Consider the following 23,104-nt stretch of genomic DNA (forward strand, 5'->3'; position numbering starts at 1 on the left):
GATCCCGGGTGCGCGGCTCGCGGCTACGGCGCGGTGAAGCTGCCCCGCACGCTGACGTTGCCGAACTGGGTCTTGCCCACGAGTGTGACGTAGTAGGTGCCCGCCTGCGGCGTGGCGATGTTGATGACCTCGTTGTTGCCGGGGCGCACGGAACGCAGGTCATAACTCGACGCCGAGGCCTCGCTGCCGAACTTCACGTAGAGATCGGCATTGCCGCTGCCGCCGAAGCTGATGAACGACAGGTTGGTCGCCCCCGCCGGCACCACCAGCGCGTACTTGATCACCGCATCCTTCGCGCCCGTGTTGCCGCCTACGGCCACATGGTTGGTCAACGGCGTGGCGGTCGGCGGTCCGCCGCCGCCGAGGACGGCCTGCACGGCCGCCGCCGCGTCAACGATGCCGGCGCCGATCGGCCGGTTCGCCGGCGGCGCCACCGGGAACGGCCGCGCGGTCGCCTTCAGCGTGGCCAGCACCTGCGCGGACGTCAGCGGCGTTTCCGCCACGCTCTGCATCAGCGCCACCACCGCCGCGACGTGCGGCGCCGCCATCGAGGTGCCGCCCATGCCGAAGTACGTTTCCGTGGTCGGCACGGTCGTGCCCGCGTTGCCGGCCGACCAGACGTAGCCGCCCGGATTTCCATCGACGGAGCCGCCGCCACCGGGGGCCGCGATGTCGATCCGGTTGCCGTAGTTGGAATACGAGGCGATGCCGCCGGTGATGCGCGTCGCGGCCACGGTGATGACGCCGGTGCAGTTGCCGGGCGAATAGCCCGAGACGTTGTCCGCGTCGTTGCCGGCCGCCACCACCACCGTGCTGCCGTTGGCGACGGCGATGTTGAAGGCGTTCTGTTCGACCGCACTGCACGCGCCTTCGCCGCCCAGGCTGAGGTTGATGACCTCGGCCGGATTGGCATTGGCGGGAACGCCCGCGACGGTGCCGCCCGAGGCCCAGATCACCGCGTCGGAAATGTCGGAGGTATAGCCGCCGCAACGGCCCAGCACGCGCGCCGGCACCACCTTCGCGTCGAACGCCGCGCCGGCCATGCCCTTGGCGTTGTTGGTCAGCTCGGCCACCGTGCCGGCCACGTGCGTGCCGTGCCAACTGCTTTCCTGCACCGGCGAGCCGGGGTAGCACTCGCCGGCGACCGGATTCCAGTCGCCTTCGTCCAGCGGATTGGCATCGCGTCCGTCGCCGTCGCGCGAGACGAAGGTGTCGCTGATGAAGTCGTAGCCCGGCAGGATGTTCGCATCCAGGTCGCTGTGCGGCGTGATGCCGGTGTCCACCACCGCGACCACCACGCCGGCGCCGGTCGCGCTGTCCCATGCGGTGGGCAGGTTGATGCCACCCACCGGGTCCTTGAAGTGCCACTGGTACTGGTTGTAGTACGTGTCGTCGGGCACCAGCGTGGCGTAGCGGCGCGCATCGACTTCCACGTACGCGACATGGGGATCGGCCGCCAACTGGCGCAGCAGGCCTTCCGCCTCCACGCGATCGAGCTTGCGCGAGGTGCGCACCAGCTCGGCGCCCACCGCCAGCGTGCGCAGCTTGGTGGCGGACACCGCGGCGCGCCCTTTCGCCGCGCCCAGCCCCGCGCCGGACAGCGCGCCGCCCAACGATCGCTGCAACTCGCCGCTGTCGATGCGCGCGCGGCTATCGTCGCGGTACTTCACGATGAAACGATCGTAGCTGCCGCCGTCGTGCAGGCCCGCGGTACTGACATCGCCGGCCATCGCCGATGCTGCGGATGCGGCGAATGCGATGCCCGCGATGATGGATGCCGCCAGGGGAAGCCGGCGCACGGAATGATTCGATGGATATGGTTTCACTTGACTTGCTCCATGTCTGCAAGGAAAGAACGAACTTAATGGCCCGACATCAAAACGCCTTTACTCAACCACTTGCGATTCCCATTTCAAGCGATTCGCGCAGGTATCCCCATTTACCTGGAACATCGCTCTTTCACGCGACGAACACACAGCGTACACATGGCTTTAACGCCTTGTTTTCAGCTGGAAAGTCGCGTTGCGCAGACCGTATCAAATCTCTCGCAAATTGCACAACGCGCATGTAGTGTTTGGAGCACACGGAGTTGTTTTGCACCATCTCGGGAGAGGAGATGAGAAATGCGGGAAGCTTTCACTGGTGCGTTCGATCCACTTGTTCTTCGCTTTCGCAGCACTTCGCCTCGCATCGTCCGCGGGCCGCTTCCCCGGCCGCCCGCAGCGTCCGATGACGACGCCTTTCGCCACGTCCGCGCACCAAGGCCTGTTAACGCCATCCCGTCGCACGACGACACGTGCCTGACGGCGCCGCGCCACCCCTGTCGCACGCCGCCCGGTTCTACCCCCTGACGTTAGTTCCGCTGCAAACCACCCGTTCCGCAATGGAAATGGGCGCTGTCGCATTCCCCCGAAAACACAGAGCGAAGGACGTATCCATGAACAGGATTTACAGCAAGGTTTGGAATCATTCCCTCGGCATGCTGGTGGTGGCCTCCGAATTCGCGCGCCGCACGCGTGGCGCGGTCGGCGGCGCGGCACGCGTGCGTGCGCGCCTGGGCATCACGTTGCTGGCGACGGCATTGCTGGCCGGCGCGCCGCTCGGCATCGCCCTGGCCCACGACAAGCAAAAAGGCGCGCCACAGCAGAATGAAAAGCCCCAGCTGGGCACCGGACCGGCTTACTGCGTGGATGCGCGCGGCACTCCCATCAAGGACGGCCGTCCCGGCGAGAATGCGGTGTCGTGCGGCGATGGCGTGGATGCCTCCGGTCGCCACGCCGTGGCCGTCGGCTACAAGGCCGTCGCCAACAAGGCCGGCGCCACGGCGGTGGGTGGCCTGGCGGAAGCCACGGGCGTGAATGCCACGGCGCTGGGTTACGACAGCACGGCCAGTCGCCAGGGCGCCACCGCGCTCGGGGGCGGCAGCACCGCCAGCGGGCAGAACAGCACCGCCGTCGGCACCGACGCGACGGCCAGCGGCACGACCGCCACCGCGACCGGCTACGGCAGCGAAGCCGCCGGCATCGGCGCGACCGCCAATGGCGCCGGAAGCTCCGCGTCGGGAGCTTACTCGGCCGCCGTGGGCAACGACTCCACCGCATCGGGCCTGCAATCGCTCGCAGCGGGCCACACCAGCACCGCCAGCGGGGATGCCTCGGCCGCCATCGGCGGTTACAGCAATGCGTCGAATTTCGGTGCTTCCGCGTTCGGGTATGGCGCCGACGCCAGCGGCGACAGTGCGACGGCCCTGGGCTTTGGTGCGGTTGCCAGCAACTGGGATTCCACCGCACTGGGTTCCAATGCCATCGCCAGTGGCGACAACAGCGTGGCGGTGGGTGGCGCGTTCTTCGGCTTCCTGCCGACCGAAGCCTCCGGCGATTTCTCCGTGGCGGTCGGCGGTGGTGCGTATACGCCCGGCTTCAACTCGGTCGCGCTGGGCAACCTGGCCACGGCGGAGGCGGACAACAGTGTCGCCATCGGCGGCGACTCGGTCGCGGATCGCGAAGACAGCGTTTCCGTCGGCAGCGCCGGCAACGAGCGCCAGATCACCAACGTCGCGGCCGGTACGGACGGCACCGATGCGGTGAACCTGGACCAGTTGAACGCGGTGGCGGATGCATCTGAAGAGGCGACCCGCTACTTCAAGGCCAATGGTGCCAACGACGGCACCGACGATGCCGTGGCTTCCGGCGACTACGCCACCGCATCAGGCTCGGCGAGCATCGCCGAAGGCACGGGCGCGACTGCGACCGGTTCGGGGGCATTCGCGCTGGGCGAGTTCAGCACCGCCACCGGCTACAACTCCGTCGCCACAGGCGCCAACAGCGTCGCCAACGGTTCTGCGGCGCAAGCCACGGGTTCCGGGTCCACCGCCATCGGCGGTCAGCGCCAGTTGTTGGACGACAACGGCGATCCCATCCTGGACGCCGATGGCAACCCGGTCTACGCCAGTACCGAAGCCACGGCCGATGACGCCACCGCGTTGGGTGCGGGCGCAGTCGCCAGCGAGATTGGAGCCACGGCCACCGGTGCCGGCGCCAATGCTTCGGGTGCGTACTCCTCCGCCCTCGGCACCGAAAGCAGCGCTTCCGGCATCCAGGCAACGGCCATCGGCTTCCGCAGCGATGCCTCGGACGATGCCGCTACCAGTGTCGGTGGCTACAGCAGTGCATCGAACTTCGGCGCTTCCGCGTTCGGCTATGGCGCCGACGCCAGCGGCAACAGTGCGACGGCCCTGGGCTTTGGTGCGGTTGCCAGCAACTGGGATTCCACCGCACTGGGTTCCAATGCCATCGCCAGTGGCGACAACAGCGTGGCGGTGGGTGGCGCGTTCTTCGGCTTCCTGCCGACCGAAGCCTCCGGCGATTTCTCCGTGGCGGTCGGCGGTGGTGCGTATACGCCCGGCTTCAACTCGGTCGCGCTGGGCAACCTGGCCACGGCGGAGGCGGACAACAGTGTCGCCATCGGCGGCGACTCGGTCGCGGATCGCGAAGACAGCGTTTCCGTCGGCAGCGCCGGCAACGAGCGCCAGATCACCAACGTCGCGGCCGGTACGGACGGCACCGATGCGGTGAACCTGGACCAGTTGAACGCGGTGGCGGATGCATCTGAAGAGGCGACCCGCTACTTCAAGGCCAATGGTGCCAACGACGGCACCGACGATGCCGTGGCTTCCGGCGACTATGCCACCGCATCAGGCTCGGCAAGCATTGCTGAAGGTACGGGCGCGACCGCGACCGGTTCGGGAGCCTTCGCGCTCGGCGAATTCAGCACGGCGACGGGCTTCAATACCGTGGCGACCGGCAGCAACAGCGTCGCCAACGGCAGCAGCGCGGAGGCGACGGGCGACTACAGCATCGCCATCGGCGGACAGGTCGATGCCTTCGACGCGAACGGCAATCCGATCACCTTCAACACGGTGGCATCGGGACTGGGCGCGACCGCCGTCGGCTCGGGCAGCCTGGCCTCCGCACTGGGCAGTTCGTCGTTCGGCGTATTGAGCGAAGCCGGCGGCGAAGCGAGTTCCGCATTCGGTTACGCGAGCACGGCCGCCGGCGCTTACGCCTCCAGCTTCGGCCATGCCAGCGGTGCGATCGGCGACTACAGCGTGGCCGTGGGCGGGCCCGCCGACCTGATCCCCGGATTCGGCCTGCTGGTCTACACACGGGCCAGCGGTTTCAGCGCGGCCGCATTCGGTTCCGGCGCCATCGCGGCCGGCGATTACAGCCTGGCCGCTGGCAGCCTGTCGGAAGCCTCCGGACTGGAAAGCACCGCGCTGGGCTTCTTCTCCTATGCGCCGGGCGATTTCGCCACGGCCCTGGGCGCGGAATCCTGGGCCAGCGGCGAAAACAGCACCGCGGTCGGCTTCTACAGCACGGCCCTCGGCGACAACAGCGTGGCCTTGGGCGCCTATTCGACGGCCGACCGCGACAACACGGTTTCGGTGGGCGATGTGGGCAGCGAGCGCCAGATCACCCATGTGGCGGCCGGTACCGAGGGGACCGATGCGGTGAACCTGGATCAGTTGAACGCCGCGGTCAGCGAAGTCGAACAGACCGCGACGCGCTATTTCAAGGCCAATGGCGCCGACGACGGCACCGATGACGCGCTCGCTTCCGGCGACTACGCCACCGCCTCGGGTTCGGCGAGCATCGCCGAAGGCACGGGTGCGACTGCGACCGGTTCCGGTGCGTTCGCGCTGGGCGAGTTCAGCACGGCCACCGGCTACAACTCGGTGGCCACCGGCGACAACAGCGTGGCAAACGGTTCTTCCGCGCAAGCCACGGGCGCGGGCGCAACGGCGATAGGCGGTCAGCGCCAGTTGCTGGACGATGAAGGCAACCCGCTTCTCGATGCCGACGGCAACCCCGTCTACGCCAGCACCGAGGCCACGGCGGACGATGCCACCGCATTGGGTGCGGGCGCGGCCGCCAGCGAGATTGGGGCCACGGCGACCGGTGCGGGTGCCAATGCATCCGGTGCGTATTCGACGGCACTCGGCACGGAGAGCAGTGCCTCCGGCATCCAGGCAACGGCCACCGGTTTCCGCAGCGAAGCCTCGGACGATGCCGCCACCAGCGTCGGCGGTTACAGCAGCGCATCGAATTTCGGTGCTTCCGCGTTCGGCTATGGCGCCGAAGCCAGCGGCGACAGTTCGACCGCCCTGGGCTTTGGCGCGGTGGCCAGCAATTGGGATTCCACGGCTCTTGGCTCCAACTCGATTGCCAGCGGCGACAACAGCGTGGCGGTCGGCGGTGCGTTCTTCGGCTTCATCCCCACCGAAGCCTCCGGCGATTTTTCCGTGGCCGTAGGCGGTGGCGCGTACACGCCGGGCTTCAACTCGGTGGCGCTGGGCAACCTGGCTACCGCGGAGGCGGATAACAGCGTCGCCATCGGCGGCGATTCGGTCGCCGACCGCGAGGACAGCGTTTCCGTCGGCAGCGCCGGCAGCGAACGGCAGATCACCAATGTAGCCGCCGGCACCGAGGGCACCGACGCGGTGAATCTGGATCAGTTGAATGCCGTGGCCGAGGCTTCGGAAGGAGCCACGCGTTACTTCAAGGCCAATGGCGCCGACGACGGTACCGATGACGCGGTGGCTTCCGGCGACTACGCCACGGCGTCCGGTTCGGCCAGCCTGGCCGAAGGCACAGGTTCGACGGCCACCGGTTCCGGTGCGTTCGCGCTGGGCGAGTTCAGTACGGCGACGGGTTACAACTCGGTCGCCACCGGCGCCAACAGCGTCGCCAGTGGCAGTAGCGCACAGGCAACCGGCGCAGGTGCTACGGCGGTCGGTGGACAGCGCCAGTTGTTCGACGACAATGGCGATCCCATCCTGGATGCCGACGGCAACCCGGTCTACGCCAGCACGGAAGCGACGGCGGACGATGCGACCGCGCTGGGCGCAGGTGCGGTCGCCAGCGGCACGGGCGCGACCGCGACGGGTGCGGGTGCCAACGCATCCGGCGCCTATTCCACCGCGTTGGGTACCGAAGCCAGCGCCTCGGATACGCAAGCCACCGCTGTCGGCTTCCGCAGCGACGCTTCCGGTGTCGCCGGCACCAGCGTGGGGGGTTACAGCAGTGCGTCCGCGTTCGGCGCCTCCGCCTTCGGCTACGGTGCGGAAGCCTCGCAGGAAAACGCCACCGCCCTTGGCTTCGGCGCCGTCGCCAGCAACTGGGATTCCACCGCGCTGGGTTCCAACGCCATCGCCAGCGGCGACAACAGCGTGGCGGTGGGTGGTGCGTTCTTCGGCTTCCTGCCGACCGAAGCCTCCGGCGACTATTCGGTGGCTGTCGGTGGCGGTGCCTACACGCCCGGCTTCAACTCGGTCGCCCTGGGCAATCTGGCCACGGCGGAGGCGGACAACAGCGTGGCCATCGGCGGCGATTCGGTCGCGGATCGCGAGGACAGCGTCTCCGTCGGCAGCGCCGGCAGCGAACGCCAGATCACCAATGTGGCCGCCGGCACCGCGGCCACGGATGCGGTGAACCTGTCGCAGCTGAGTTTCGTCGCCAGTTCGCTCGGCGGTGGCGCCGGATTCTCCGGCGGTGTCTTCATCGCGCCCAGCTATACGATCCAGGGCACGGTCTACAACAACGTGGGGGCCGCGTTCACCGCAGTGGACGCCAAGCTCAACGAGCTGTACGGCATGTACTCCGGCCAGGGCGGCGACACCGTCGCGACGGCGGCGGCCGACAGCGCGGCACCGCCCACGCAGTCCAGCCAGGCGCGGGCGGCGGGCGACACGGCCGCATCCGTGTCGCCCGGTTCGACCGCATCCACCGCATCGCCACAAGGCACGGCGGCCCACGATGCTTCTGTCGCCGGTGCGGACGGAAACGCAGTCAGCAGCGGCCAGCCGGCGGTACCGGCACCGGCGGAAAGTGCCGATGTTCCGGCCAGTGCCGCGACGTACGCCGATGCCGGCGACGCCGCCACGCTGGACAGCGCGCGCACGTATACGGACGCCGCCTCGGCCGACACGCTGGCCAGCGCCAAGGCCTATGCGGATTTCCAGGTGCAAGCGCTGGAGGACGACTTCAACGCCTTCCGTGGCGATGTGGACCGCCGCTTCTCGCAGCAGGACCGTCGGCTGGACCGCATGGGTGCGATGAGCTCGGCGATGCTGAACATGGCGATCAACGCCGCCGGCAGCCGCAGTCCGCGCGGCCGCATCGCGGTGGGCGCGGGTTGGCAGAACGGCGAGAACGCGTTGTCGCTGGGCTACTCCAAGCCATTGGGCGAACGCGCGTCCTTCAGCATCGGTGGCGCCTTCAGCGGCGACGAGAAGTCCGCCGGCATCGGTTTCGGTGTCGACCTGTAGGACACCGTGAAGTGCGAAGGGCCCGGCGCGTGTCGGGCCCTTCGCTTTCGATGCTGACTCCCCGTCAAGACACGGGAGGCCTCAGTCGCAGCTGACCCGCCCGGACGACACGACCCGCGGATTGCCCATCGCGAATTCGAGGACCGGTTGCCGCCACATCTCGAACGAGGAGATGCCGGGCGTCAGCCCGCAGGTGCCGGTGTAGGTGAAGCGCTCGCCATCCAGCGTCATGTACAGGTCGAACTTCACCGCAACCGACAGGTCGCTGCTGACGGTCAACATGGTCTGCGTGTCGTCGCCGCTGCGCGTCGCGCGCAGATTGCCCGGGCCATCAATCGCAGGCGAAGACGACACCACCTTGCCTTCGGCGATCTCCACGTCCAGGGCAAGCGCGGGCACGCCGCTGCCCACGACGAATCCCGCCGGCAGTTCGGCACGCGTCAATGCCTTGGGCGCCGCCTTCTTGCCGGCCGCCGCCGCGCCCGGCGCAAGCATCATCAGGGCGAGCGCCGCGATCGGCAGCCAATGCCGATTGTCGAACCAGGGTTTCATGGCGTCACGCCTCCTCGGTCACGCGCAGCACTTCCTCGATGGTCGTCTCGCCGGCCAGCGCCTTGACGATGCCGTCCTCGTACATGGTGCGCATGCCGGAATCGCGCGCGAGCTGTTCGAGTTCGCCCATGCCGGCGTGGCGCATGATCGCGCGGCGGATCTCGTCGTTCATCACCAGGAACTCGACGATGGTGGTGCGGCCCAGGTAGCCGGTCGGCGCGATGGCCGAACCGCGCGGGCGGTACAGGAAGATCTCGCCCTGCGGCTGGAACCGGCGCAGGCCGAATTTCTCGATTTCCTCCGGCGACGCGGGATACTTCTCCGCATGCGTCGGCTCCAGCCGGCGCACCAGGCGCTGGGCGAGGATGCCGTTGACGGTGGAGGTCATCAGATAGTCCTCCACACCCATGTCCAGCATGCGGGTGATGCCGCCCGCCGCATTGTTGGTGTGCAGCGTGGACAGCACCAGGTGGCCGGTGAGCGCGGACTGGATGGCGATGCGCGCGGTTTCCAGGTCGCGCATTTCGCCGATCATGATGATGTCCGGGTCCTGGCGCACGATGCTGCGCAGGGCGTTGGCGAAATCCAGCCCGATCTGCGGCTTGGCCTGGATCTGGTTGATGCCTTCGATCTGGTATTCGACCGGATCCTCGACGGTGATGATCTTGACGTCGCTGGTGTTGAGCTTGCTCAGCGCCGTGTAGAGGGTCGTCGTCTTGCCCGAGCCGGTGGGGCCGGTGACCAGCAGGATGCCGTGCGGCTGCTCCAGCACTTTCTGGAACTGCGGCAGGAAGGCATCGGTGAAGCCGAGCTTCTTGAAATCGAACACCACCGTCTCGCGGTCCAGCAAACGCATCACCACGCTCTCGCCGTGCGCGGTGGGCACGGTGCTGACGCGCAGGTCCAATTCCTTGCCCTGCACGCGCAGCATGATGCGGCCGTCCTGCGGCAGGCGGCGCTCGGCGATGTTGAGCTTGGCCATGATCTTGATGCGGCTGATCACCGCGGCGGTCAGGTTGGCCGGCGGGCTTTCGCCCTCCTCCAGCACGCCATCGACGCGGTAGCGCACCTTCAGCCGGTTCTCGAACGGCTCCACGTGCACGTCGGACGCCCGCAGCTCCACCGCCCGCTGGATGACCAGGTTGACCAAGCGGATGACCGGCGCCTCCGAGGCCAGGTCGCGCAGGTGCTCGACGTCGTCCAGGTCGCCGGTCGCCTCGCCGTCCGCGTTCTCGACGATGGCGCCCATCGCGCTGCGGCCCTGGCCGTAATAGCGCTCGATCAGGTCGTCGATCTCCGAACGCAGCGCCACCCGTGGGCGCACCTGCCGGCCGGTGGCCAGCCGCACCGCGTCGAGGGCGTACCCGTCCTGCGGGTCGGCCATCAACAGGTCGATGTGCGACTCGCCCTCGCCGACCGGGCAGACATGGAATTGCTTGAGGAAGCGCAGCGACAACGCCACCGATTCCGGCGGCACGTCCGGCGCTTCCTTGGCGTTGACCAACGGCAAACCGAGTACGTCGGCGGCGGTCTCGGCATGGTCCCGCTCGGACACCAGTCCCAGGCGGGACAACAGCGACAGCAGGCTGCCGCCGGTTTCTTCCTGCAGGCGGCGCGCGCGCGCCAGATCGGCATCCTTCAACCGCCCTTTCGCCAGCAGCGCGGCGACGATGCGTTCGTCGGCAGAGGGAGCAGTATCGGTATCCAGCACGGCTGCGTTCACGGGAGCCTCCTTGGGCCACCGACTTTAGCAGGTCGAGGGTTGCGGCCACGTCAGCCTCCCAGGAGAAAGCCCTTTGCCGGGAACGGGCTCGGGCCGGTCCCCACCGTCCGTGATCGATGGATTTCCCGCGTACCGGGCTGCACGCCGCAAGAGGCGGGGGTGGACCCTGGCGGCGTGCATGCGCCATGCACGCATGCGCCGTGCGTACAGCGCATGCCGCTGCCGGAAGCTGCTGGCCCGCCACGACACACGAGAACCCCGGCCGGAGCCGGGGTTCTCGGTGGACCCGATACGGAAGCCGTGATTATTGGCGTGCCACCAGGGTCAGGCCGGCATAGCTGCCCGTCAACTTGAGGTAATAGGTGCCGGCCTGGGGAGCGGTGAAGCGGATGGTTTCGGAATTTCCGGGGCGCTCGGACCTGGCATCGTGGTTGCCGACGGAAGGTTCCGCGCCGAACCGGGCATACAGCGAAACGTCGCCCGTGCCGCCGGAAGTCAGGAAGGTCAGCACGCTGCCCGCCGTCGCCTCGAATCGGTACAGCGCTTCCTCACCGCCGGAGGACAGGCCGGTCACATTGACCTTGTTGACCAGTTCGATGGCTTCCAGACCGCCCGGTTCCTGTTCGTCCAGGGCCTTGTCCAGCGCAGCCTTGGCGTTCAGGATGCCCGTACCCATGGGCGTCGAGCCCGGGATCGAAACCGGGAATGGACGCGCCGTCGTCTTCAGCAGGGTTTCCAATGCGGCGGGCGTGAGCGGATCCTTGCCGTCGGCCACCAGTGCGCTCTGCACCAATGCCGCCGCCGCGGCCACGTGCGGCGACGCCATCGACGTGCCGACGTAGCCGAGATAGATCCAACCGGTTCCCGAGGTCGGCGTGGTCGCGCCGTCGTAGGCGATCTGCGTGACATACCCATCCCAGCCGTCGTTGCCCGGGTCGGCGGTATACGCGCCGCCGCCTGGCGCGGAAAGGTCGACGGCCGCGCCATAGTTGGAGTACGAGGCCTTGCCGCCGGTGATGCGGGTGGCGCCCACCGAGATGACGTTGTTGCAACTGGCTGGACTGTAGCCGCTGGCGTTGGCGTTGCTGTTGCCGGCGGCCACCACCACCACGCTGCCATTGGCGACCGCGGTATTGATCGCGCTCTGGTAGGTCGCGCTGCAGGCACCGCTGCCGCCGAGGCTGAGGTTGATCACTTCGGCCGGATTGGCGTTGGCTGGCACACCGCCGACGGTGCCCCCGGACGCCCAGACGATCGCATCGACGATGTCGGACGTGTAGCCACCGCAGCGGCCGAGCACGCGAACCGGCAATACCTTGGCGTCGAACGCCACGCCCGCCACGCCGACCGCGTTGTTGGTGACCTGGGCCACGGTACCGGCGACGTGGGTGCCGTGCCAGGAACTGTCCATCGCCGGCGATCCCGAATAGCACTCGTTGGCCACCGGATTCCAGTCGCCCTGGTCCAGCGCGCCGGGCACGCGGTCGTCGGTCGCGCGGCGGGATGTCCAGGCATCGGTGATGAAGTCGTAACCTTCCAGCAGGTTCGCGCCGAGATCCGGATTGGCCGGCAGCACGCCCGTGTCCAGCACCGCCACCACCGTGCCCGCGCCGGTGGAAACGTCCCATGCTTCCGGCATGCGAATGCCGCCGGTGGCGTTGTGGAAGTTCCACTGGTGGCTCGCATACCAGGCGTCGTTGGGCGTCAGCAACGGATACATGCGACGGTCGATCTCGGCGTATTCCACGCTGGGGTCGGCTTTCAGTTCCACCAGCAGGTTGTTCATCTCGCTGGCATCCAGGCTGCGCGAAAGGCGGATGACGTCGGCACCCACCGCCAGCTTGCGCAGGTGGGTAGCCTGCAGCGGTTGCGCGCCGCCGCGGAGGGATCCGCCCACGCTGCTGCCGGACAACGGGGCGACGACCGGATTGGCCCGCTGCGCCGCTGCCTGCACCACATTGACCTTGCTGCCGATGTCATGTGCAGCGGCCGTGCCGGCGCGGTACCTGACGACGATCCGGGCACCTGCATCCGACGCAGACGCCGCCGGCACTGTCCGCAGCGGCGCCAGCGCACCCGATGCCGGCCCGGCAGCCGACACCGTGGCGGTGCCTGCCACGGCCATCGCCAGGCCACCGGCGACCATCAAACCCATTTTTTCTTTCATGCTCATCAGTTCGCAATCCTCATGTGTGTGTGGAAGGCACCACTTGCAACACGTACCGGGTATCGCCAGGTCCGACATCAGGTGGCGGAAGGCAAGCCGGAACGGAAGCTCGCATGTGCCGATATTCGGTCCACCCGCCGGCAATGGCGGGTGGACGGATAGGTCACCAGCCGAAGCCGGCGCCGATGCCCACGGACGTGTCGTCGCTGCTGAACGCACCGCCGATGGTGACAGTGGCGCGATCGCTGATGGCACGCTGGTAGCCGAGCGAAACGGCGCTCTCGCCGCCCTGGAAGCCCACGCCCACGCCCACCCGGTTCTGCGTGCGGATGCCCGCGGCGCTGACGGCCATGTTGAGCATGGCCGCACTCATCGCGCCCTGGCGGTCGATGCGGCGGTCCTGCTGTTGGAAGCGACGGTTCATGTCGTTCTTCAGGCCCAGCAGGTCGTCGTCCCAGGCAGCGAAGCGGGCATCGGTATAGGCATTGGCGGCCGTGAGCGTCTCCGTCGCGACCGTGTCGGTATAGCTCTTGGCTTCCTGGACGCCGGACTCGAGTTGCGCCACGTTCACGGCGTCGGTATCCGCGGTGCCGGCGGCGACGTTGGAAATGGTCGTGCCGTCCGCACCCGCCAGGGTGACCGTGCTGCGACTGCCGTCGTCGTACTTGATGGTGTTCGCCAGGTCGCCTTCCACCGTGGTCACGCGGCCGCCCAGATCCGCCACATCGGATTCGACGCCGGTCACACGGCCATCCAGGCCGGCCACGTCGGATTCGACCGTCGTCACGCGGCCGTCCAGATCCGCCACTTGCCCCTCGACCGTGGTCATGCGGCCTTCGACATCGCTCACGCGGCTGTCCAGGCCGGTCACCTGGTCTTCCACCGTGGTCACGCGACCGTCCAGATCGGTGATGCTGCCGTTGACGCCCGCAATCTGCTCGTCGGTGTAGGTATTGGCCTCGTTGACCGCCGCATCCAGTCCTGCGTTGAGCTGGCCGACGTTGACCGCATCGGTGTCCGCCACGCCGGTGGCCACGTTGCCGACCACCAGACCGCCCGCGTCGATGCCGCTGGTGGTGACGCTGGGACCGCCCACGATGGTCAGGCCGCTCCCGTTCAGCACCACGCCCGTGCCTACGGTGATGCTGTTGCCGATCACGAGGTCGCTGGCGAGGTCGAAGGTGACATCATCGCTGTCGTTGGCCTTGCTGATGACGATATTGCCGTCGCTGTTGTTCAGATCGACCGTTTCGCCCGGCGCCACGTTGGTCCCATTGGCGCCCTGCGCGCTGAGGTTCCAGCCGCTGCCGGCGACCGCGCCGACTTCCTGCAGCTGCGACACGTTCACCGCATCGGTCAGTTCGGTACCCGCCGCCACGTTGGTGATCTGGCGGTCGAAGGCGGCGATGGTCGGCGCCGAACCGTCCAGCGAAGGCGACCAGTCCGCCGCCGCGCCAACCGACACCGTGTTGGGACGATCCGCGTACGAGCCATAGCCCAGCGCCACGCTGTTGGTGGCCGTGTCCTGCACCCAGGCGTTGGCGCCCAGCGACGTGGCCTGGTCGGCGTTGCCGAAGCTGTTGTAGCCCAGCGTGACGCCGTACATGCCGATCGCCCACGACTCCGAACCCACCGCCGTGGTGTAGTCGCCCACCAGCGGGCTATCCCAGTAGCTGCCCGCCTTCGACCCGGAACCCAGCGCGGTACTGTAAGTGCCGTTGGCGGTGGCCGAGGTGTAGGAAATGTCGGACAGGCCGCCCACCGCGGTACTGAAGTTGCCGCCGGCATAGGCCGACTGGCCCACTGCGGTGCTGGCGCCTTCGGCGCTGGCGCCGTGGCCCACTGCCACCGAGGCGTCGCCAGCGTAGCTGTACGCGCCCATCGCCGTGCCCGCGAAGCCCGCCGCACTGTTGGCGCCCACGGCGGTGCCCTCGTAGTCCGACCATGCGCCGGAACCCAACGCGGTGGCGTTCCAGGCATTGGCCCAACTGAACGCGCCCAATGCGGTGGAGAACGGGCCGTCGGCCGTGGCCAGCGGACCCACGGCCACGGCGAACGCGCCATTGGTCAGGCTGGCCGTGCCCAGCGCGATGCTGGCGTTGCCGTTGCCTACGCTGCCGTTGCCGATGACAAGGGCGCCGTTCTGGGCGAAGCTGTCCGCGCCGATGGCAATGGCGTTGTCGCTGACGGCCTGGGCATTGGTGCCGGTGGCGATGCTGTTCAGGCCGGCGGCCTGGGCGCCGTAACCGGAGGCCACACTGTTCTCGCCGGTGGCCGTCGCATTGAAGCCTACCGCGGTGGCGTTGGTCGCCCAGGCATTGGCGCCGCTGCCCAACGCCGTGGCGCCGTCGCCGATAGCGTTGGTGGCATCGCCCACGGCCGTGGCGTTCAGGCCCTCGGCGTACGCGCCCGGATCGGCATCCGGGTCGGCCGGGTCGTAATTGCCTGTGGCCGCCAAGTACTTGTTGCTGGCGGTGGCCGCGTTCAACTGGTCCAGGTTGACCGCGTCTGTCCCGACGGTACCGGCCGCCACGTTGGCGATCTGGCGCTCGGCGCCCACGTCGCCCACCGACACGGTGTTGTCGCGGTCGGCGTACGAGCCCTGGCCTAGCGCCACGCTGCCCGCCGCATACGCCGTCGCATCCGCACCAATGGCCACGCTGTCGTCGCCGAACGCCGTGGAGAAGTTGCCCACCGCCGTGCTGTTCCCGCCCGGCGACCAGGCCGCACCGCCCACCGCCGTGGAGTAATCGCCCGAGGCTTCCGCCGGCAGGAACCCGGCGAACGCGCCACCCACCGCCACGCTGTTGTAGCCGCTGGCGATGGCCGCCTGGCCTACCGCCAGGCTGTAGTCGCCTCCCGCCACGCTGTCCGAACCCAGCGCCACCGCCGACTGGCCCGAGGCCTCGCTGAAGTTGCCCAAGGCCGTGGTGTTGAAGCCCGTTGCCAGCGCATTGCCGCCCAGCGCCGTCGAATACCCGCCTTCGGCTACCGCGCCGAACCCGTAGGCCGCCGCTTCCGTTCCGCTGGCCACGGCGCTCGGGCCGGCGGCGACGCTGCCGGCGCCGCTGGCCTCGGCGTCGTCGGAGCCGTCGTTGGCGCCGTTGGCCTTGAAGTAGCGCGTGGCTCCTTCCGAAGCCTCGGCCACGGCATTCAACTGATCCAGGTTCACCGCATCGGTACCCTCGGTGCCGGCCGCCACATTGGTGATCTGGCGGTCGAAGGCCACGATGGTCGGTGCCGAACCGTCCAGCGACGGCGACCAGTCCGCCGCCGCGCCAACCGACACCGTGTTGGGACGATCCGCGTACGAGCCATAGCCCAGCGCCACGCTGTTGGTGGCCGTATCCTGCACCCAGGCGTTGGCGCCCAGCGACGTGGCCTGGTCGGCGTTGCCGAAGCTGTTGTAGCCCAGCGTGACGCCGTACATGCCGATCGCCCACGACTCCGAACCCACCGCCGTGGTGTAGTCGCCCACCAGCGGGCTGTCCCAGTAGCTGCCCGCCAGAGATCCCGATCCCAACGCCGTGCCGCTCATCCCGCTGGCCGTGGCTGAAGTGAAGGAAACGATGGAAAGTCCGCCCAAGGCGGTCGAGGAGAACCCCGACGCCACTGCCTGGTTGCCCACTGCCGTGCCCAACGAGGTCTGGAACACCTCGGTGCCGGTTCCGCTGCCGTCGTCGACCCAGTTGCCGGCACGCGCACCGTTGCCGACCGCCACGCCCGCCTCGCCAGCGCTGGCCGCGTAACCCACCGCGGTCGCATTCCAACCCTGCGCGTAGGAACTGCCACCCACCGCCACGCTGTAGTAACTGTCCGCCGTGCTCCAGCCACCGATGGCCACCGAGTCCCAGCCCTCAGCGGCGCTGTTCCAGCCGATGGCGACCGAGTCGAAGCCGCCCGCATACGCCGTGTTGCCCAGCGCCACCGAGTTGCCACCCCGGCCCCAGGCATCCGCGCCCACGGCCAGGCTGCCGCTGCCCGAAGCATCGGCGCCGTAGCCGAACGCCGAACCGAAGTTGCCCCCGGCGCTGCTGAAGCCGCCCACGGCGGTCGACGCGTCACCGGCGGCGACGCTGCTGTAGCCCACCGCAGACGCCTGCAAGCCGCTGGCGCCGCTGGCCGGGCCGGTAGCCGTGCTGAAGTGGCCGGTGGCCTGCGCATCCGCGCCGAACGCGCTGGCCGATTCGCCGATGGCCAGCGCATTGAAGCCCACGGCGGTGGCATTGTCGGCCCAGGCATTGGCGCCGCTGCCCACCGCCGTGGCGCCATCGCCGATGGCATTGGTGGCATCGCCCACGGCCGTGGCGTTCAGGCCTTCGGCGTACGCGCCCGGATCGGCATCCGGGTCGGCCGGGTCGTAGTTGCCCGTGGCCGCGATGTACTTGCCGCTGGCGGTAGCCGCGTTCAACTGGTCCAGGTTGACCGCATCGGTGCCCTCGGTACCCGCCGCCACGTTGGCGATCTGGCGCTCGGCGCCCACGTCGCCCACCGACACGGTGTCGTCGCGGACAGCCACCGAGCCCGCACCCAGCGCCACGCTGTTGTAGCCATGCGCTTCGGATCCGAAGCCGACCGCGGTGCTGAGTTCGCCGTCGGCCCAGGCGAACGCACCCAGTGCGGTGTCGCCGGCGGCGTCGGCCTCGGCCCAGGTGCCCACCGCCGTGCCCATTTCCTCCAGCGCCAGCGCCGCCGCGCCCACCGCCGTGGCGCCGGTACCGATGGCGCTGGTTTCGATGTAGAAGGTCCCCACGCCCAGATAGTCGCCAATATCGAAGCGGCCACCCAGTGCGGTGGCGCCGTCGCCGATGGCATAGCTGAAGGCGCCCACCGCCACGGCGGCCTCGCCATTGGCCGTGGCCGTGCGGCCGACCGCGGTGGCGCCATAACCGTTGTAGCCGACATAGGCTTCGGCACCCAGCGCGGTACCGCCGTCGGCATGCACCTCGCTCAGCGTGCCCAGCCCGGTACCGCCGCCGTACGTGGTCTCCACGTAGGCCATGTTGCCGATGGCCGTATCGCCCAGGCCGAAGGCCATGGCGTTCTGGCCGACCACCGTGGTGGCGTCGTTGAACGCATAGGCCGAGTCGCCGATGGCGATGGCCCCCAGGCCGCCGGCGATGCTGGAGGCGCCCACCGCGACCGACGAATTGAACCACGCGCTGCTGCCGTAGCCGATGGCGATGGCATTGCCGCCCAGCGTGCCGGCGCCGTCGCCGCAAACCACCTCCGTCCCGCTCCCGGTGGTGGTGCCGAGGATGTTGCCGTCTTCATCCACGCAATAGGCATCGGCGGCCAGCGCCCCCACCGCAGGCAGCAGAAGGAACAGCGCCAGCAAGGCACGCGCCGGGGCACGACCGCGCTTGCCTGCCGTCGTCACGCTCCCGCCGCGCATCGCGGCCAGTTCCGAAGCCACCACCACCTGACCCAATTCCTTGTTCCACACCTTGCTGAAAATCTTGTTCAACGCACTTCTCCGGCTGCCAGTGATTGGGAGCCGCCCGATAGCGAGATCGACGTCGGGCGACTGATTGCGTACCGCGGGAGGGAGCTATTGCATCCGTCTGAATGTGACTTTCCGTGGAGTAAGCCAGCATTCATCGGCAGCTAACGATGGAATGCCGCCAACGGCATGTCACGCACGAAAAACCACTGTTTTTTCGGCTTTTTTCCTGAAACTCACAGATATTCCGATTGCTCACCGATACTCGTGGCATCACAATGCCGAAGCGGTCTATGGCGCAATGTGACTTTGATGGGCAATACGATCCGACATTGGTTGACGCAGGTGCCGGTGAACGATCCGGTGGATCACCGCAACGCGCCGTTCGTGCAGTTGCTGATGATGTTCATCGGCACGTTCGTCCCGCTCAACAAAGTGCTGTTCCTGTACGCGACGCTTTCCCGGCATGCGACGCCTCCAGCGTGGCTGGCCGTCGATCTGACGACGGATGCGTTGATCGTTGCCGCGGCCTGGACCGGGGTCTGGCTGATCCGGCAAGGCCGTTTCCGCCAGGGAGTGACGCTGTTCCTGGGTGTGTTGCTGCTGTGCCTGGGCGCGGCATACGCCAGCGCCGGCATGGACAATCTGGGCCTGGATCCCATCCCGTTGTTGCTCCTCGCCATCGCCGGACTCGTGATGGGCCGGCGCGCGCTGTGGATCACGCTGGCGGTGCTGCTGTCGATACTGGCGGCGTGCCTGCTGCTGGATGTCCTGCGCGCAACGCAGCGCGATGGCGCGGCCCCGGCCGCGATGGCGGGCAAGCTGGTTTCGATGACGATCGTCTACCTGCTGGTCGCCATCCTGCTGGACCGCACGGTGGCCGCGCTGCGCGCCAGCCTGGAGGAATCCAACGCGCGCGGACGGGAACTGGAATTGGCCAATGAGCGGCTGCGGCACGAGATCGTGCAACGCGAACGCGCCCGCGAGCAGTTGATCCATGCGCAGAAAGTGGAAGCCACGGGCCGTCTTGCCAGCGGCGTGGCGCACGATTTCGACAATATCCTGTCGGTGGTGCTGGGCCATGCGGCCCGTCGCGAGCGGATCGCCGACCGGGGACCGCAGGCGCTGCTGGATGCACTGGAAGACGTGGAACTGGCCGCCCGCCGCGCGCTGGCCATCAACCGCAAGCTGCTCAACCTCAGCCGGCAGGAGGTCTCCCGCCCGGAAGTGTTCGACGCTCTGCAGGCGCTGCGCGACATGCTGCCGATGCTGCGCCAGTTGTTCGCCGCGGACATCCGCGTGCGGCTGGAAGGCGACGCGGGTCCGCTGCCGATACTGCTGGACCGCGGGCGCTTCGAGTTGATGCTGCTGAACATCGCCGCCAATGCGCGCGATGCGATGCCGGACGGCGGCGATTTCCGCATCCTCGCGCAACGTGCAGCGGATGCGCAGCACCTGGAACTGGCGTTGTCGGACAGCGGCGTGGGCATGCCGGAGGCGGTACGCGAGCGGATATTCGATGCCTTCTTCACCACCAAGCCCAGTGGCAGCGGCACCGGGCTGGGCCTGTCGATGGTGCGCGACATGGTGATCGAAGCCGGGGGCGGCATCCACGCCGAAAGCGTCCCCGGCCAAGGCAGCACGCTGCGCATCGTGTTGCCCCTGGCCGCCGACCCCGCGTAGGAGCGCTCCTTGGGCGCGACGCTTTTCCCGTCGCCACGCCCCTCCGAACGCGGAGCTATGCCAGCAGGTAACCCACGCCGCGTGCGGCCAGCAGCGGCAAGGGCGGGTCGTCGGTCGAGATCGTGCCGGCCTTGCGGCGAAGGCGATGGACCAGCATCTCCAGCCGGTGCGGATCGAATTCGGAAACCTCGTCCGACAAGGCCGCGATCAATGCTTCCCGCCCCACCGGTTGCCCACGCGAGGCGTCCAGCACGGACAACAGACTGCGTTCGGGCATCGTCAGCGCCAGCATTCCGCCGGACGGGGCGATCAGGCACCAGCCATCGGTGGCCAACCGCCAATGGCGCGGCTCGGAGTTCGTCGCCGCCGGCATGGATCCATCGGCAGCGCTCTCCAGCCGGCGGGCCAGGCTGTGCAGGGTCACCGCCAGCACTTCGCAATCCACCGGCTTGGACAGGAAGGCATCCGCGCCATCCGACAATGCCTGCACGTGCTCCGTGCGGCCCCGGTTGCCGGTCAGCACGACGATGCCCAGCGTGCGGGAGACCTCGCGCAAATGGCGCGCCACGCTGAGACCGTCCTCGTCTGGAAGACCGATGTCCAGCACGACGATATCGAAGCGCTCCACCAGCATGCGCCGATAGAGCGCGGCGGCGCTGTCGAAACCGGCCGCCTCGAACCCGTAGTCGGCCAGGCCGGGCAGCAGGATCTTCTCGCGCAAGAGCGCATCGTCCTCGACCACCGCCACGCGCAGCGATCCGGCACGACCCGCCTTGTCACATTTGTCGCGCATCTTCACCTACGCCCACCTGCGGAACCTGGACCAAGGATAGTACCGCCGCGCGCGCGTCCCGAAGCGGTCGTCTCAGCCCACCCACACCCTTGCGTTGCGGAACATGCGCAGCCACGGCGAGTCCTTGGGCCAGTCGGCCGGATGCCAGCTGTGGTTGACGCTGCGCGGGGTGCGCTCCGGGTGCGGCATCAGGATGGTGGCGCGGCCGTCGTCGCTGGTCAGGCCGGTGATGCCGTCGGGCGAACCGTTGGGGTTCTGCGGATACGACGTGGCCACCTGGCCGTCGCCATCGACGAAGCACAGCGCGATGCGCGCGGCGCCCTGGTCCGCCGCGCTGGCGAATTCCGCGCGTCCCTCGCCATGCGCCACGGCCACGGGAATGCGCGAGCCGGCCATGCCGCGGAAGAACACCGACGGCGACTCCATCACTTCCAGCAGCGACACGCGCGCCTCGAACTGCTCGCTGCGGTTGCGCAGGAAGCGCGGCCAGTGCGTCGCACCGGGGATGATGTCCTTCAGCTGGCTCATCATCTGGCAGCCGTTGCACACGCCCAGCGCGAACGTGTCCTGCCGCGCGAAGAACGCCGCGAACGCATCGCGCAGGTCGTTGCGTTCCAGGATCGACGTGGCCCAGCCGCGGCCCGCGCCCAGCACGTCGCCATAGCTGAAACCGCCGCACGCGGCGATGCCGCTGAAACCGTCCAGCGCCACGCGGCCGCCGATCAGGTCGCTCATGTGCACGTCGAACGCGTCGAAGCCGGCACGCGTGAACGCCGAGGCCATTTCGATCTGGCCGTTGACGCCCTGCTCGCGCAGGATCGCCACCTTCGGGCGTTTGCCGCTGGCGATGAAGGGCGGTCGCTCCTGCGCGTCCTGCGCACGCGACACTTGTACATCCATGTACGGCGCGGCGACATCTTCCGCCGCGTCGAAGGTCAGCTTCGGCTTCAGGCCCGTGCGGGCGAACTGGCGCGCGGCGTCGCGCTCCTCGTCGGCCGTCTCCGGGTTGTCGCGCAGCTTCTGCATGGCGTGGGTCACCGACCACCAGGCGTCGAACAATTCCTCCCAGCGCCATTCGGCCAGCACGTCGCCGTCCTGCTGCACGCGGATCGCCGCGGCGGTGGTGGGACGTGCGATGCGCTGCGCGCACTCGGTCAGTGCGTGGCGTTCGACCAGGTCGGCGAAGGCGGCGCGGTCCTCATCCGCCACCTGCACCACCGCGCCCAGTTCCTCGGCGAACAGCGTGCGGAACGGATCGTCGCCCCAGCCATCGAGGTTGATGTCCAGGCCACGATGCGAGGCGAACGCCATTTCGCACAGCGCGGCGAACGCGCCGCCGTCGCTGCGGTCGTGGTAGGCCAGCAACAGGCCGGCTTCGCGCGCATCGGCGATCAGGTGGAAGAAATCGCGCAGGCGCTGCGGATCGTCCAGATCGGGGACGCTCTCGTCGCGCCCGTCGCCGGCGAAGGCCGGCCATGCGCTGTCGCCACCCGATTGCGGATATACCTGCGCCAGCACCGAGCCGCCCAGGCGCTTCTTGCCGGCGCCCAGGCCGATCAGCCACAGCTCGCTGTCGTCCTCGCGCGACAGCAGCGGCGTCAGTTGCTGGCGAACGTCGGTGACCGGCGCGAACGCGCTGATGATCAGCGAGACGGGCGAAACGCTTTTGTGCGTTTCGCCGGGATTCGGGATTCGGGATTCGGGATTCGAAGAAGCGGATTGTTTTTCACCAATCCCCAATCCCGAATCTCCAATCCCGGCAACCTGCCACTGCGCCTGCATCGACAGCGAGTCCTTGCCCACCGGGATGCTGATGTCCAGGTCGGGGCACAGTTCCATGCCCACGGCCTTGACCGCATCGAACAGCAGCGCGTCCTCGCCGGGATGGCCGGCAGCGGCCATCCAGTTGGCGGACAGCTTCACGCGGTGCAGGGATTCGACCGGCGCGGCGCACAGGTTGGTGATCGCCTCGCCCACCGCCATGCGTGCGGCGGCGGCGGTGTCCAGCAGCGCCAGCGGCGTGCGTTCGCCGATGGCCATCGCCTCGCCGACGAAACCCTCATAGTCGGACAGGGTGATCGCGCAGTCGGCCACCGGCATCTGCCACGGGCCGACCAGTTGGTCGCGCGCGGTCAGGCCGCCCACGCTGCGGTCGCCGATGGTGATCAGGAACTGCTTGGCCGCCACGGTGGGATGCGCCAGCACGCGCAGGCCGGCTTCATGCAGGTCCAATCCGGCGGTCCGCAACGCGGGCCACTTCGGCGCGGCCGGATAACGGGTGTCGCGGTGCATCTTCGGCGGCTTGCCGAAGAGGACGTCCATGGGGAGGTCGATGGGGTACGGATCAACCCCCTCCCCCGCCTGCGGGGGAGGGGTGGGGTGGGGGCCATCGGCCGCCTTGGCCCCCACCCCCCCGC

Annotated in this window: 9 protein-coding genes; 2 read left to right on the forward strand and 7 right to left on the reverse strand. The window is 68.5% G+C overall.

Annotated elements, in window-relative coordinates:
* Positions 1 to 23: 23 nt before the first annotated feature.
* A complete protein-coding gene (locus AAD027_RS17470) occupies positions 24 to 1,730 on the reverse strand; it encodes a S8 family peptidase (protein ID WP_341727356.1) in 1,707 nt (568 codons plus the stop codon).
* A 707-nt stretch (positions 1,731 to 2,437) separates the two neighbouring features.
* On the opposite strand from AAD027_RS17470, the gene AAD027_RS17475 reads away from it, so the two are divergent.
* A complete protein-coding gene (locus AAD027_RS17475; protein ID WP_341727314.1) occupies positions 2,438 to 8,326 on the forward strand; it encodes an ESPR-type extended signal peptide-containing protein in 5,889 nt (1,962 codons plus the stop codon).
* Between the two features lie 81 nt (positions 8,327 to 8,407).
* Here AAD027_RS17475 and AAD027_RS17480 read toward each other — a convergent pair whose 3' ends face one another.
* The 4 genes from AAD027_RS17480 to AAD027_RS17495 form a co-directional block, all read right to left on the reverse strand.
* Positions 8,408 to 8,878 (reverse strand): hypothetical protein, encoded by a 471-nt coding sequence (locus tag AAD027_RS17480; protein WP_341727315.1) that lies wholly within the window; start codon positions 8,876 to 8,878, stop codon positions 8,408 to 8,410.
* 4 nt (positions 8,879 to 8,882) lie between these two features.
* Positions 8,883 to 10,601 (reverse strand): type II secretion system ATPase GspE, encoded by a 1,719-nt coding sequence (gene gspE / locus AAD027_RS17485; protein WP_341727316.1) that lies wholly within the window; start codon positions 10,599 to 10,601, stop codon positions 8,883 to 8,885.
* A gap of 304 nt (positions 10,602 to 10,905) precedes the next feature.
* Positions 10,906 to 12,774, reverse strand: a complete 1,869-nt coding sequence (locus tag AAD027_RS17490) for a S8 family peptidase (protein WP_425605487.1) — start codon at positions 12,772 to 12,774, stop codon at positions 10,906 to 10,908.
* A gap of 157 nt (positions 12,775 to 12,931) precedes the next feature.
* Positions 12,932 to 18,235 (reverse strand): ESPR-type extended signal peptide-containing protein, encoded by a 5,304-nt coding sequence (locus AAD027_RS17495; protein WP_341727317.1) that lies wholly within the window; start codon positions 18,233 to 18,235, stop codon positions 12,932 to 12,934.
* 288 nt (positions 18,236 to 18,523) lie between these two features.
* Here AAD027_RS17495 and AAD027_RS17500 point away from each other — a divergent pair, with 288 nt between their 5' ends.
* Positions 18,524 to 19,894, forward strand: coding sequence for a sensor histidine kinase (locus tag AAD027_RS17500; RefSeq protein ID WP_341727318.1), 1,371 nt, complete (start codon positions 18,524 to 18,526; stop codon positions 19,892 to 19,894).
* Between the two features lie 55 nt (positions 19,895 to 19,949).
* Here AAD027_RS17500 and AAD027_RS17505 read toward each other — a convergent pair whose 3' ends face one another.
* Both AAD027_RS17505 and purL read right to left on the reverse strand, forming a co-directional pair.
* Positions 19,950 to 20,687, reverse strand: a complete 738-nt coding sequence (locus AAD027_RS17505) for a response regulator transcription factor (RefSeq protein ID WP_341727319.1) — start codon at positions 20,685 to 20,687, stop codon at positions 19,950 to 19,952.
* 72 nt (positions 20,688 to 20,759) lie between these two features.
* Positions 20,760 to 23,104 (reverse strand): phosphoribosylformylglycinamidine synthase (gene purL / locus AAD027_RS17510; RefSeq protein WP_341727320.1); only part of this gene is annotated, 2,345 nt, incomplete at its 5' end.

It is taken from the genome of Pseudoxanthomonas putridarboris (assembly GCF_038321125.1).
Lineage (GTDB): Bacteria > Pseudomonadota > Gammaproteobacteria > Xanthomonadales > Xanthomonadaceae > Pseudoxanthomonas_A > Pseudoxanthomonas_A putridarboris.